At 63.1% G+C, this 12,389-nt stretch carries 14 protein-coding genes; 4 read left to right on the top strand and 10 right to left on the bottom strand.

The genetic code is table 11. The features are described from left to right. Positions 1 to 223: 223 nt before the first annotated feature. A complete protein-coding gene (locus VJ307_04170; protein ID HJX73332.1) occupies positions 224 to 643 on the bottom strand; it encodes a thioesterase family protein in 420 nt (139 codons plus the stop codon). 96 nt (positions 644 to 739) lie between these two features. Between VJ307_04170 and VJ307_04165 the strand changes: the two genes are divergently transcribed. Beyond that, positions 740 to 1,822, top strand: a complete 1,083-nt coding sequence (locus tag VJ307_04165) for an AI-2E family transporter (GenBank protein ID HJX73331.1) — start codon at positions 740 to 742, stop codon at positions 1,820 to 1,822. 160 nt (positions 1,823 to 1,982) lie between these two features. On the opposite strand, the gene VJ307_04160 is transcribed toward VJ307_04165, so the two are convergent. From VJ307_04160 to VJ307_04120, 9 genes are all read right to left on the bottom strand, one after another. Then, on the bottom strand, positions 1,983 to 3,623 hold the full coding sequence (locus tag VJ307_04160) for an acyl-CoA synthetase (GenBank protein ID HJX73330.1): 1,641 nt from the start codon (positions 3,621 to 3,623) through the stop codon (positions 1,983 to 1,985). A 79-nt stretch (positions 3,624 to 3,702) separates the two neighbouring features. After that, entirely contained in the window at positions 3,703 to 4,077 is a 375-nt protein-coding gene (locus VJ307_04155; GenBank protein ID HJX73329.1) for a hypothetical protein, read from the bottom strand. A gap of 152 nt (positions 4,078 to 4,229) precedes the next feature. After that, positions 4,230 to 4,418 carry a hypothetical protein gene (locus VJ307_04150; GenBank protein HJX73328.1) on the bottom strand — a complete coding sequence of 63 codons (189 nt, stop codon included), beginning with the start codon at positions 4,416 to 4,418 and terminating at the stop codon, positions 4,230 to 4,232. Between the two features lie 34 nt (positions 4,419 to 4,452). Beyond that, positions 4,453 to 4,848, bottom strand: a complete 396-nt coding sequence (locus VJ307_04145; GenBank protein HJX73327.1) for a hypothetical protein — start codon at positions 4,846 to 4,848, stop codon at positions 4,453 to 4,455. 21 nt (positions 4,849 to 4,869) lie between these two features. Beyond that, complete coding sequence (locus tag VJ307_04140; protein ID HJX73326.1) at positions 4,870 to 6,237, bottom strand: CoA transferase; 1,368 nt, start codon at positions 6,235 to 6,237, stop codon at positions 4,870 to 4,872. Then, a complete protein-coding gene (locus tag VJ307_04135) occupies positions 6,237 to 7,601 on the bottom strand; it encodes a CoA transferase (GenBank protein ID HJX73325.1) in 1,365 nt (454 codons plus the stop codon). The genes VJ307_04140 and VJ307_04135 overlap by 1 nt, the downstream gene beginning before the upstream one ends. A 360-nt stretch (positions 7,602 to 7,961) precedes the next feature. Continuing rightward, positions 7,962 to 8,168 (bottom strand): hypothetical protein, encoded by a 207-nt coding sequence (locus tag VJ307_04130; GenBank protein ID HJX73324.1) that lies wholly within the window; start codon positions 8,166 to 8,168, stop codon positions 7,962 to 7,964. 3 nt (positions 8,169 to 8,171) lie between these two features. Beyond that, positions 8,172 to 9,536: a hypothetical protein gene (locus tag VJ307_04125; GenBank protein ID HJX73323.1), complete on the bottom strand. Its 1,365-nt coding sequence runs from the start codon at positions 9,534 to 9,536 to the stop codon at positions 8,172 to 8,174. A gap of 268 nt (positions 9,537 to 9,804) precedes the next feature. Continuing rightward, positions 9,805 to 10,185 carry a hypothetical protein gene (locus VJ307_04120; GenBank protein ID HJX73322.1) on the bottom strand — a complete coding sequence of 127 codons (381 nt, stop codon included), beginning with the start codon at positions 10,183 to 10,185 and terminating at the stop codon, positions 9,805 to 9,807. A gap of 217 nt (positions 10,186 to 10,402) precedes the next feature. On the opposite strand from VJ307_04120, the gene hemL reads away from it, so the two are divergent. From hemL to VJ307_04105, 3 genes are all read left to right on the top strand, one after another. Continuing rightward, positions 10,403 to 11,683: a glutamate-1-semialdehyde 2,1-aminomutase gene (gene hemL / locus VJ307_04115; GenBank protein HJX73321.1), complete on the top strand. Its 1,281-nt coding sequence runs from the start codon at positions 10,403 to 10,405 to the stop codon at positions 11,681 to 11,683. 104 nt (positions 11,684 to 11,787) lie between these two features. Then, on the top strand, positions 11,788 to 12,054 hold the full coding sequence (locus VJ307_04110; protein ID HJX73320.1) for an AtpZ/AtpI family protein: 267 nt from the start codon (positions 11,788 to 11,790) through the stop codon (positions 12,052 to 12,054). After that, positions 12,044 to 12,389: hypothetical protein (locus tag VJ307_04105; protein ID HJX73319.1), on the top strand; the 346-nt coding region annotated here is incomplete at its 3' end. The genes VJ307_04110 and VJ307_04105, both read left to right, overlap by 11 nt.

Raw genomic sequence — 12,389 nt, 5'->3', positions numbered from 1 at the left:
TCACTGCGCCCCTCCTCCTTCGGCTTGCTGCGCCGCTGACCGCATTTCCGGGACCGGGGACCCGGGGCGATGCGGGGGGTTCCGCAGAGCGGCCTGTGGAGCGAGGAAGAACTTGCGTCGAGCGGAACCGGCAGCGAGCGGCCGCAAGGTCGTGAGCGTAGCGGATGCGGAAGCCCCCCGCGAGCCAGGGGCCCTCCACCGGAGGCGGGCAAGCGGAAGCCGCCTAGCCGGTCAGCGTTTTCTTGAGGTCCTTCGGGATGGGGATCGGCTTCCAGGAGGCGTCGATCGATCGGCAGGAGATCTTCCCTTCCGCGGCGAGGAGGTCCTTCCCCTCCACGGTCCGGAAAAGGGAGAACCCGAACGTCGCCCCCTTCTCCTCGACCCGGACGACCCGGGTCCGCAGGGTGAGCAGGTCGTCGAACCGCACGGGGGACCGGTACCGGCACTGGGTCGCGATCACGGGGAAGCCGAAACTCCTCCGGACGTTCCGGTAGACGCCGTCGGGGGAAAGTCCCCGCGACCGGAGGAACTCGTCCATTCCCCTCTTGAAGTAGTCGAGGATGGCGGCGAAGTACGCCACGCCGTACGGGTCGGTCTCGCCGAACCGGACCCGGATCTCGATGGAGTGGGAAACGGTGGCCATGGTCCCTTCCTTTTCCCTCCCGCATTTGCACCGTTTCCGGCATTCATATCACAAAATGCGGGTGTGGCGGAGGGGGAAAAAGGGTAGAGTATTCCCATGCGGAGAATCTCGCTGGACCGAGCAACAGGGGCGAGCCTGACCCTTCTGGCCACCCTCGGCGTGATCGCCCTCCTCTATTTCGCCTCGTCCGTGTTCATCACCATTCTCTCCTCGGCCCTGATCGCCCTCGCGCTGGAGCCGTTCGTCCAGTTCTTCTGCCGGAAGGCGAAGATCGGCAGGAGGGTGTCCAGCATGGTCGTCGGGTTTTTTGCGATCGCCTTCCTCTACGGGCTTTTCTACCTCCTCTACCGGAGCATGCAGCAGTTTTTCACCGACCTGCCGATCCTCGTCGACCAGATCCGGAACGCCCCGCTGGTGGAGGGGATCATCGACCGGATCCATCAGATCACGGAGACCCTGAGCGAGGCGGGAAGGAGCATCGCCCCGCCGCCCGGGTCGGCCGCCGAGAAGGGGACCGAAGTCGTCCTCCGCGGGGGGAACTCCTGGTCCGATGCCGTCTTCCACGGCCTCGGGTCGGTCACGACGATCATCTTCTCCCTCTCCTTCATCCCTTTCCTGGTCTACTTCATCCTCGCGGAAAAGGAGGCGCTCTCCCGGAAAACCCGCGAGCTCTTCCCGGGGGAACACCAGGAGATCGCGGGGGCCATCATCTACGACATCGAGCGGATGATGCAGCGGTTCCTCATCGGAAACGCGATCGTGGCGGGGGTCTTAAGCGTCTCCACCACCCTCGTCTTCCTGTTCGTGGGTCTTCCCTACTGGACCGTCCTCGGGATCCTGAGCGGGACGCTTTCCACGATCCCCTACCTCGGACTCCCTCTGGCCCTCCTGCCCGCCCTCGTCGTGGGGCTGGTCGCATTCGACTCGGGAGTGCCCATCGTCGTCATCTTCGTGAGCGTTTCCCTGTTCCACCTCGTGGCCGCCAACTTCCTGATCCCGACGCTCGTCGGCAAGGGGGTTCGGCTGAACGCGGTCGCGGCGACGGTGGCGATCATGTTCTTCGGGTGGATGTGGGGGGGGATGGGGCTCATCCTGGGGATCCCGATCGTCGCCGTCACGAAATGCATCCTCGAGAACGTCCCGTCCACGCACCACCTGGGACAGTGGCTGGGCGAGTAGGAGAAGGAAGCGGAGGGAAAAACGGCCCGGAGGCTTTTGGCAAGCCGCCGGGCCTCTTGCTTTCCGGGGGACACTCCTGATGTGCGGGGACACTCCTCTCCCGCATCCCGGAGATGAATCAGGAATGTCCCCGGCTGGAGTGTCCCCCCCCAGCCTCGCTCTACCCCTTGGACTTACCGGCCTCCGGCTGGCGCAGCATCCGGCGCAACAGCTTCCCGACCGCGGTGCGGGGCATCGCGTCGATGAATTCGATCTCCCGGGGAAGCTTGTAGACGGCGATCTTTCCCTTGCAGAACTCGATCAGCTCTTTTTTCAGCTCCTCCGTAGGCTTGACGCCGGCTTTCAGGGCCACGAACGCCTTCGTCTTCTGCCCCATGACGGGGTCGGGCACGCCGATGACGCCGGCGTCCGCGACCGAAGCGTGCATGACCAGCGCCTCCTCGATCTCCTCCGGCCCGATCCGGTAGCCGGACGACTTGATGAGATCGTCCTCCCGGGAGAGGAACTGGACGTTCCCCAGCTCGTCCATCGTCACCACGTCCCCGGCCAGGCACCAGCCGTCCTTCACCGCCGATTTCTGCTTGTCGTTGTCCTTCCAGTAGATCGTTCCCGTAGGCCCCTGGACGATCATCTTGCCGACCTCGCCGGGCTTGACCTCCTTGAATTCTTCGTTGACGACCTTCACGACGTACCCCGGGCAGGCCGAGCCGATCCATCCCGGCTTGACCTTCTTGGTGACCGCCGCGGAGATGAAGACGAACATCATCTCGGTGGTCCCGAGCCCCTCGTAGAGCTCGAGGCCGAACTTCTCCTTCCAGTCGAGGTACGTCTTGCCGGTCAGCGCCTCGCCGCCGCCGGTGCAGAACCGCAGGGAGGAGAAGTCGTAATCCTTCGGGTTGATGTCGACCAGCATCTTCCGGTACGCGGTGGGAAGGGCCGACATGATCGTGATCTTGTGGTTCTGGATGTTCTTGGCCATTGCCACCGGCTCGAACCGGGGGATCAGCGACACGGCCGCGCCGTACCGGAACGGGATGACCGCCACGGTGGAGTAGCCGGCTGCCATGGCGATCGGCGCCGGGCCACCGATCACGTCCTTGTCGGAGACTTCCCAGCAGTGCTTCCCGAACCCGTCGGCGACGATGAGCGACTCCTCCATGAAGTGCGCCGTCCCTTTGGGCAGGCCGGTCGTCCCCGAGGTGAACAGCAGGACGGAGACGTCCATCCGGTCCCGCTTCACCGCCTCACACTGGTCCGGGTTCTTCATGAGGTCCGCGTACGGAACGTACCCCTTCGCCCGGACCTCGTTCTCGTCGCCGCCGACCACGACAATCGTCTTGACCGTTTTGAGTTCGGGCTTGGCCGCCTCGACCTCGCCGAGCATCGCCGCGGCGACGATCATGACCTTCGCCTCGGCCAGGTTCGCCACATGGGCGATCTCGGTGCGGGCGAACAGAACCGAGGTGGGCAGGGAAACACCCCCGATCTTGATGACGGCGAAGTTGCAGACGACGGCCGGCGGGATGTTGGGCACCCGCAAGAAAACCCGGTCCCCCTCCTCGACGCCGAGTTTCTTGAGCCCGTTGGCGACGCGGTTGACGCTCGCCTGGAGCTGCTTGTAGGTGATCCTCTGCTCGTCGAAGTAGACGGCGACCTTGTCGCCGTACTTCGCCGCGGTCTGGTCGAGCAAAATTTCCGTGGAATTGAACTTCTGCGGGATGTTCTTGAACTCGTCAAGTGCGTAGATCCGCTTGGGCCGCAACTCCTGCGGCGGCAGGTAACTTTCCGGTATTTTCCCCATCCGTCCTCCCCTCCTTCGTAAGGCGGTTCCGGGCCGCGACCCCCGCGGCCATCTCCCCGCCGCTCGAGTTTGCCGATCTTTACGCTTTCTCCAGAAGCCTCTGGAGTGCCTCCTCGCAGTTCAGGGTACGCTGCAGATCCCTGTCGGACCGGGGGAATGCCTCCGTCGGGTAGCGGTCCGCATCCTTCTCGAACACCAGGAGGGCCGGCACGGTCTTCCCGAAGTCTTCCTGGAGCGCGCCCTTCGCGCCGAACACCGCGCGCACCTGCGCCTTCGGGCCCGTCAGCGACGCGTTGTACGTCATGAAGGCAACCTGCGCGCCCTTTAAGTCAACGGCCTTGGCGTTGACGCCCTTGGCCGCCAGCTGGTTGACGAGCTCGACGGCCTTCGCATTGTTGGTGTTGAACGTCGCGCCGGGTTGCACCGTGCTGTCGTAATAGAATTCCACCTTCATCGTTGCATGCCCTCCTTCTCAGAATGGTGTTTGGGAAAATTGCCGCATAAAAAGGCAAAATCCACGGCCGCACCCGATTTTTCCCAAAGGCGGCCGTGGATTTGCCGCGTCGCTAATCTACCAGACCGGCGACGGTCGGTTCAAGAATCTTTTTACTTTGTCGCGGGGCCGGGTCCTTCGTAGAATCCGCACTCCCCTTCGATCCCGTCGTCTTTCGGGATGTTGATGTTGTATGGCCACTCGAGCTTCAAACACGCCCCCATGTACACCTTGCTGATCTCGGGGTCGAGGGCCGCGAGGAAGTTCTTGCAACCTTGACAATTCGGAACGATTTTTGCCACGGTATCCCCTCCTGTCTAAAAAATGGTCAAGCGATCAGATGCCTGTGTAGAACATCTTCGGAATGCTCCCGACCAGCTCCTCGGTCGTAAGCGGCGCACCGGAAACGGCTTTCCCGCGGATGCTCTTGGTAATCGGGATCGGCTTTCCCTGGAAGTCTTCCCGGGCCTGAGGCGCGTCGGCCACCTTCCCCTTCGTTGTGATCGGCTTCCAGTCCGTCGTCTGTGCAAAGCCCGGCAGCTTGTCGTGGGGCGGTTTTCCCTCCACCGGAGGCCCCTTGCGGTGGCCGTTCTCGAGCGCGTACTCCCAGATCGCGTCGCAGCCGGCGCATTTTATCTTCCCCTTGAAGTTCCAGAACGTGAACGGATCGAGATAGTTGATCGTCGTGCACTTGGGGCATTGGAGAAGAAGTGAAGAATCCTTAAATATCATCGTATCCCCCTTTTCGGTTCGTTAGATGATCTCTTTCTGCTCCAGTTCGGCGATGTGTGAACCGCTGAAGCCGCACAGCTTGGCCAGGATATACTCGTTGTCCGCGCCGACCGGCTTGAAGACCCAGCGGCATCGCGGGGGTGTCTCCGACATGAGCGCCGGATGCACCTGCGTCTGGACGTCGCCGAACGTCGGGTCGTCGATCCAGGCGAGCGTCCCCCGGAGGTGGTAATGCTCCTGTGCGGAGACCTCCTTGGAGTTCCACACCGGCTGGGAGACGAGCCCGTTCTTCTTGCACTCCTCCCAGACCTGCTCTTTCGTCTTGTCCGCCGCCCACTTCTCGAGCTCGGGGTAGATGGCGCTCTGCGCATCGGCCCCCACCCGGTCGGCGTGGGTCGGGTATTTCTTGGCAAGATCGGGACGGTTGATCATCGTGCACAGCTTCGCGAAGTCCTCGTCCTTGTACGCCGAGACGAGGCAGAAACCCACTTCCTGCTCCTGCGGGTTCTTCGAGTTCGGGTACGACGACTTCCCGCACTTTAAGATCCCGTGGACGCAGAGCAGCGGCTCCCAGTTTCCGAACCGCTGGGCGACGATCCCGGTCCTTCCGTAGAGGGCGATGAGATCGGTCAGGTGCCTCTGGGCGCCGTGCACCTGGGAATATTCGAGGAAGTTCCCCTTCCCGGAGACGTTGTCTCTCCAGTACAGGCACGCGATGATGTTGAAGGCCGAGATGGCGCCGCCCCAGTAGTCCATGATCCAGATAGTCTGCTTGGAGGGCATCCCGCCGTATTCCTTGTGCCACCCGGTGATCGAGAAGCAGCCGCCCTGGGCCTGGCCGAGGATGTCGTAGGAGGCACGGTTGCGCCCCGGGCCCCATCCGCCGAAGCCGCCCATCCACTGATAGACGACTCGGGGGTTGATCTGCATATGCTGCCGCGCGCCGATCCCCCACCGGTCGAACGTGCCCGCCCGGTAGTTCTCGGCGAAGACGTCGGACTTGGCGGCCAGACGCTTCATGATCTGGATCGCTTCCGGCTTGTGGAAGTCGAGCGAGAGGAAGTACTCGTTCGCGTTCGCGCCGAAGAAGCCCAGCCCCGTCCCCTTGTCCGGCATCCAGCGGGAGAGGGGATAGAGGAACGGCTCGTTGAACGGCGTGGTGTGCCGCATCGGCTCGCCCCGCTTGGGCAGCTCGACCTTGATCGTCTCGGCGCCCAGCTCCGCCAGGTAGTTCGCGCAGGAGGGGCCGAGGATGTACTGCGTGGTGGAGATCGCCCGGATTCCTTTCAGGGTCTCGGGCTTGTCGTACCGCTTCGTGGTGTCGAACACGGCCCGGCAGAAATCCTCGAACGACATATCTTTTACGTCTTTGCTGATCGCAGCGGTCATTAGATCACCCCTCCCTTCCTGAGAGCTTTCAGTTTCTCGCGGTCCAGCCCGGCGAGGCGGCGGTACACGTCCTCGTTATCCTGGCCGACCGTGCGGCCGATCCACTTGATCCGCCCCGGGGTGTTCATCCCGATGAAGCTGGACGCTCCGAGGAGGACTTTCCCGTAGTTGATGTCGTCGCAGATCTCGATGTGGCCGCGGTACTTGTAGTGCGGGAACTCGCACACCTCGTCGAGGAAGGAGACTCCTCCGGAAGCCACTTCCTCTTCCTGGAGCGCCTTCTCGCACTGGGCCCGGGTCTTGTCCTTGGTCCAGTCGCACATGGTGGTGTAGGTCTCGACCTGCATGTAGTGAGGAAGCCGGTCGGTCACCACGCGCAGCTTCGGGTCCTCGCAGATGTGCTGCTCGAGCTCGGGCCTGTCTTTCCCTACGGTCCGCCAGATCCGGAACCAGAGCCGGTCGTGCCCGCCGCCGACCATGATCTGCCCGTCGGCGCAGGGGTTCACCGCGTAGATGTTGATCGCCAGGTCCCAGTTCCCGTAGCGGGGCCTGACGGAGCCGTCCATGCCGTGCCAGCCCCAGTTGTAGTCGATGATCCGCATGACGCCTTCGGCCGCCGTGCACTCCACGAACTGGCCCTTCCCCAGGAACCTCTCCCGGGCGAAGAGGGCCGCCATCGCGCCCATCGCGGCGAAGGTGCCGCCGACCTGGTCGGCGAGCCACCACCCGGAGCGGGTCGGCGTTCCGCCGAACGCCACGGGGGCGCCGGTCCCGTGGGTGAAGCCCATCGCGTTCTGCCCGACCGGGTCCATCGCTCCCGGCTGGTCTTTGAGCGGGCCCCACTGGCCGCGCTCTCCCACCCAGAGGTAGACGAGACGCGGGTTGATTTCCGAGAGCTGGCGGTATCCGATCCCCAGCTTGTCGAAGTGCCCCGGGGCCGCATTTTCGATCAGGACGTCGACCTGCGGGATGATTTTTTTGAGCAGATCCTGCCCCTCTTTCGTCTCCACGTTGAGGGTGACGGAAAGCTTGTTCCGTGCCTCGGCGAGGAACCGCGGGCTGCACTTCTCGCCGTTGGCGGCGGTGAATGCATACTCTTCACGGCCGAACGGAACCCTTTTCCGCAACGGGTCGCCGCCCGGCGGTTCGACCATGATGACCTCGGCCCCCAGTTCCGAGAAGTGGGACGAGCACCAGTGGCCGATGATCTGGTTCGCCGTGCAGTCCAGGACGCGAAGTCCGTCCAGCGATTCCGGCTTGTCCGCGTTGAACTGCTGCCGGACCGCGGATTCAATCCACAGGGAATATGCCTTCTTCTTTTCGTCCACGCCGGCGTATACTTCGTCGGTTGTCGGTACCGGCACGGCGGGCCATGGAAGAACCTTGATTGTCGGCCGTTTCTTTTCTGTACGCCACTTTTCAGCCATTCTCCCCCTCCTTAAAAATTTTCCCTTCTGCAACGCACTGCTTTCCGCAAATCACTGCTGTGCGCACATCCATGGTAGGCTTCTCGCCTTGCGTCTCCCTCGTCCCCCGCGGATCCCCCCTTTCTGTTTCCCCAGAGTACAGGCGAAAAATGATGCCTCGCCCCGTTTTTGGAACTGGGAAAACTCTAACAAAATCAGGATTTTTTGCCGGGTCTGATGTTGCGCTTTTAGAAATATGTTTTATTTATATCCTCCCGGCCGCGGGCGTGTCAAGCAAATTTTTCTTGATGAAACCATTTATGAAACCTTTTTTAGGCGTTTCAGGATCATGTGGCTCCCCACCGTGCCGTACGCGATCCCGTCGCGGTTCGGCGCGATGAGCGGGATGGCCGTCACCAGCTCCCATCCGTCGTCGCCCGCCTCATGCAGCCAATCCATTTCCGTTGTCAATCCTTCGGGCGTCTCCTTGAACATCACGATTTTTTCCATGTATTCCAAAGCCATAGGTCAGTTCTCCTCCTCCCCCAAGGTGTCGAGCGGTATCCCCGTGTTTTCCGCGATCATCGCGCGGATGGCGTCGAACCTCTCCTGTCTTTCCTCCGCCCCGGAAGACATCATCCGCAGGGCGGCAACCGTGACCTGGTCGTAGAGCCTCTTTACCCCCTCCCCCTCCTGCCCGTCGACCGACTTTTTCAATATCGAACCGTGGTTGGAGATAAACTTCTCCTTCGTCAGGAACGAGATCTGCCGGCCGGCGTCTCCCAGTTCCGCGGGGGAGGAGGAGTGGAGAAACCGGGCGAGATGGCGCGCCATCATCGCGGAGTCCATCCGGGCGTTGTCCTCCCGCAGGAGGCGCAATTTCTCCTCCTCGGGCGAAAGCTTCCACACGAAGAAGGAGATCGGCTTCGTCATGGCCATCCTCCCCGTGGAGTACCGGTCGAAGAAATAGGTGATCAGCCGGTCGGATACGGATTGGGCGATGGCCAGGATCAGCTCCCGAAGGAAGTTCCCCGGGATTTCATAAAAGGAAGGGAACCGGGTCATGAACGGGGAAACAATCTCCCGGGTCTCCTCGGTGGTCAGGATGTCCATGTGGACGAGTGCGGACAGGCGCAGATCCTTGAGCGACATCGTCTCCAGGGTCATGCGCAATTCCCTGTGGTGCCACCCCGGGGGGGCCTCCCGGGGGTATCGTTCCATCCCGGGCCCGAGCAGCGTCTCCGGGTCGGCCGGAAGCCCCGCGATCCGGGCGGCGATGGTCCGGATCCGGGGCAGGATCTTTTCGCACTCCTCGATCGACTTCGCCGATACGGCCTTTGCCACCAAGGGCGCAATCTCGCGGGCGGCGGCGCGCAGATCACCGGCCTGCACTCCCGCAAGCCGGTCCAGGAGATCGAAATACAGCGCGAATTCGAGGACCCCCTCGTTGAAGCCGGGGTCGGAGAGCATGTACGGCCGGAAGAGCATCCCCATCCGCGCAACCTCGCGGCGCAGCTGCAGCGGGGGGACTTCCTCCAGGAATTCCAAGATCTTGGGCCACTTCTCCCGTACCGCCATCTCCTGGTACTCCTCCTGTGTGAGGTACGGGGGGACGAATCGCTCCCCGTCCTTCTTTTTCTCCAGCAGCTCCGCGATGGCGTACTCGGTGTAGGCAGGGATGAACTCTTTCGCGAAGGCCCGCAGCTCCTTTTCCGTCCGGTATTCGGTGTATTCCTTGAGAAGCTTCCCCCGCCCTTCCTCTTCGAGGCAATCCCCGAAGATCCGCATCGTGAACCGGAGGTGCCCCTCCCCGAGTTTCTCCAGGTTCGCCATGATGTTGGCGCTGCGGTCCTCGAGACGGTGCCGGACCAGCTCGGTGTACGATTCGATCATCCCGCCAACCCCTCGCAAGGGGCAAGAAGCCGCGTCACCTTCCCGAGGAACGCCTCCTGGGAATCCGAGGACGGGGAGCCCGGGGCGGAGGAGGAGCGAACGGTCCTTTCCCAGCATGTCAGGGACAACGAAACCTCCTTCAAGGCGTGGCGAAATTCTTCCCCTCCCGAGGGGAAGGCCTTCCTAATATGTGGTTATGTACACGGTCCCGGAGAAGCCGAAGCGACCCCTTCCGGCAACCGCAAGACGGGCGGGGAGGCTAAGTCGGTTAGCCCTCCTCCCCCTTCACCTTCCGGTGAAGCAGACCCACCATCCGGTCGGCAAAAAACGCCTCGATTCCGCTTTTGAAATATTCGTCCTCGAGCCACTCCGCGATATGGGCGCGGAGTTCCCTGACGATGTTCAGCTCCGCATCGAGCACGAAGACAACGATGCATCGGTCGTCCCCGTCGTAGAACCGGAAAGCGAAAAGATCATCGGGAAGGGGCTGAAGATCGATCGTCACCACGTCGGCCCCCCACAGGTCGAGAGCCTTTTTCATCTCGACCGCGGTATAGATCCTGTCCCCGATGGTGACGGACTCCCCGCCCGACCAGAGAACCCCGAATTCCCTCTCGATCTGCTCTTTTTCGCTCATCCCTTTCGCCATCCCCTCCCGCCTCGCACGGCCGATCGCTAAATGTTTATATGTACACTCCGGCTTCCGGGCGTGTCAAGTCATACCAGAATATCGTTTTACGGTGGATGAAAAACCGTTTGGTTTTCAGGCGGATACTTCCCTTGACACCCCGGCCGGGCAGCGGATACAATTCGCCATCCGTAAAAGAAATCCCGTTCGTGCGGCGTCCCGAAGGAGGAGTGTCCGGATGAAAACAGCGATTTCAAAAAAACTGTTCCGGCAGGCGCAGCAACTGATCCCCGGGGGGGTCAACTCCCCCGTTCGGGCGTTCCGGTCGGTCGGCGGGACGCCCCTGTTCGTCGCGAAGGCCGCGGGGGCCACCGTGACGGACGCGGACGGGAACACCTTCCTCGACTACGTCTCCTCCTGGGGGCCGATGATCCTCGGACACGCCCATCCGAAGATCGTCTCCGCGATCCGCAAAGCCGCGGGCCGGGGGACGAGCTACGGGGCGCCCACGGCCGGGGAGGTCGCGCTCGCCCGCCTCATCCGGAAGGCATTCCCCTCCATCGAGAAGGTCCGTCTGGTCTCCTCGGGAACCGAGGCGGCGATGAGCGCCGTCCGGCTCGCCCGGGGATACACGGGACGGGACAAGATCGTGAAGTTCGAGGGGTGTTACCACGGCCACGCCGACTCGATGCTGGTCAAGGCCGGTTCGGGGGTGCTCACCTTCGGACAGCCGGACTCTCCGGGAGTCCCCCGGGACACGGCGAAGCACACCCTGACCGCCGCATTCAACGACGCCGCCTCCGTGCGGCGCCTCTTCGACCGGAACCGGGGGGAGATCGCCGCCGTGATCATCGAGCCGATCCCCGGCAACATGGGCGTGGTCCTCCCGGCCCCCGGATTCCTGGACGAACTGCGGGAGATCACCCGCCAGGCGGGGGCCCTTCTCATTTTCGACGAGGTGATCTCGGGCTTCCGGGTGGCCTTCGGGGGGGCGCAGGGGCTGTTCGGAATCGGTCCCGACCTGACCGTGCTCGGGAAGATCATCGGCGGGGGGCTGCCCGTGGGGGCGTTCGGCGGCAAGCGCGACGTGATGGCCGCCCTCTCCCCCGAGGGGCCGGTCTACCAGGCGGGGACCCTTTCGGGGAACCCTCTTGCCGTGGCCGCGGGGATCGCCGCCCTGACCGAGCTGTCGAAGAAAGGCATCTACCGCAAGCTCGCGGAAAAGGCCGACTACCTCGGCGAGGGGCTTACGGGGGTGTTCCAGAAGACGGGCGTCCCCACCTGGACCAACCGGGTCGGGTCGATGTGGACGACCTTCTTCCAGGGAGGCCCCGTCGTCGACTACGCGACCGCGAAAACGAGCGACACCGCCGCCTACGGCAGATATTTCCACGGGATGCTCAACCGGGGGATCTACTTGGCCCCCTCCCAGTTCGAGGCGGGATTCGTCTCCCTGGCGCACTCCCGGAAGGACCTCGACAAAACGATCCGGGCGGCGCGGGAGGTCCTCCGAGGATAGGACTCCGTCGGGAGGTGCGCGGCAGGGGAGGGGGGGCCGGCGCGGATCGGTTTTCCGATTGACGGCCCTCCGGAGACTGTGATACACAACAGTGGTTTATCGACATGACCGACAAACAGGACCGTAGAGCACTCTTCCGGGATCTGGGCCGATACAGCGCTCTGGGCCTGGAAATGGCCATTGCGGTCATCCTCGGCCTGGCCATCGGGTACTACCTCGACAAGTGGCTCGGGACCGGTCCCTGGATGACGGTGGTCTGGCTCGGAATCGGTTTCGCCGCGGGGGTGCGCAGCCTCTTCCGCGCCGCTCTCCGGTCCGGCCAGGAGCAGGAAAAAGAGGAAGAGAAGAAGAGGAAGCCCGGTGGAAGGTAACAGGCCCGGCGCGAGCGGGAGAGGGATGACCGTGGCGGACCCCGACGCCCCGCGGGAGGGCGAAGGGGCGGGAATCCTCGCGTCCCGTTCCCTGGAGACGAAGATCCTCATCTCCGCCGGCGTGGTCCTTGCCGGGATCGTGATCGCCGGGAAGTACCGGATGCTTCCAGGGGCCGCGTGCGGCGCGGCGATCGCCTACGGGAACTTTTACATGATCCGGAAGATCCTGGGGAAAGCGTTCTCGCTCGAGGGGGGCATCAAAAAGGGGTTCGTCATCCAGTACGTCCTGAAGTTTCTCGCCCTGGTGGCCGCGGTCTACCTCGTGGTCCGCTCGG

Source organism: Candidatus Deferrimicrobiaceae bacterium, assembly GCA_035256765.1.
Classification (GTDB): domain Bacteria; phylum Desulfobacterota; class Deferrimicrobia; order Deferrimicrobiales; family Deferrimicrobiaceae; genus CSP1-8.
The sequence above is the reverse complement of the archived record's forward strand: the minus strand, read 5'-3'. Positions and strand labels throughout refer to the sequence as shown.

Excerpts from the sequence above, each read along its gene's own strand:
- VJ307_04170 (HJX73332.1), bottom strand. The coding sequence starts at position 643 with ATGGCCACCGTTTCCCACTCCATCGAGATCCGGGTCCGGTTCGGCGAG.
- VJ307_04165 (HJX73331.1), top strand. The coding sequence starts at position 740 with ATGCGGAGAATCTCGCTGGACCGAGCAACAGGGGCGAGCCTGACCCTT.
- VJ307_04130 (HJX73324.1), bottom strand. The coding sequence starts at position 8,168 with ATGGCTTTGGAATACATGGAAAAAATCGTGATGTTCAAGGAGACGCCC.
- VJ307_04125 (HJX73323.1), bottom strand. The coding sequence starts at position 9,536 with ATGATCGAATCGTACACCGAGCTGGTCCGGCACCGTCTCGAGGACCGC.
- VJ307_04110 (HJX73320.1), top strand. The coding sequence starts at position 11,788 with ATGACCGACAAACAGGACCGTAGAGCACTCTTCCGGGATCTGGGCCGA.
- VJ307_04140 (HJX73326.1), bottom strand. The coding sequence starts at position 6,237 with ATGACCGCTGCGATCAGCAAAGACGTAAAAGATATGTCGTTCGAGGAT.
- VJ307_04160 (HJX73330.1), bottom strand. The coding sequence starts at position 3,623 with ATGGGGAAAATACCGGAAAGTTACCTGCCGCCGCAGGAGTTGCGGCCC.
- hemL (HJX73321.1), top strand. The coding sequence starts at position 10,403 with ATGAAAACAGCGATTTCAAAAAAACTGTTCCGGCAGGCGCAGCAACTG.
- VJ307_04120 (HJX73322.1), bottom strand. The coding sequence starts at position 10,185 with ATGGCGAAAGGGATGAGCGAAAAAGAGCAGATCGAGAGGGAATTCGGG.
- VJ307_04155 (HJX73329.1), bottom strand. The coding sequence starts at position 4,077 with ATGAAGGTGGAATTCTATTACGACAGCACGGTGCAACCCGGCGCGACG.
- VJ307_04145 (HJX73327.1), bottom strand. The coding sequence starts at position 4,848 with ATGATATTTAAGGATTCTTCACTTCTTCTCCAATGCCCCAAGTGCACG.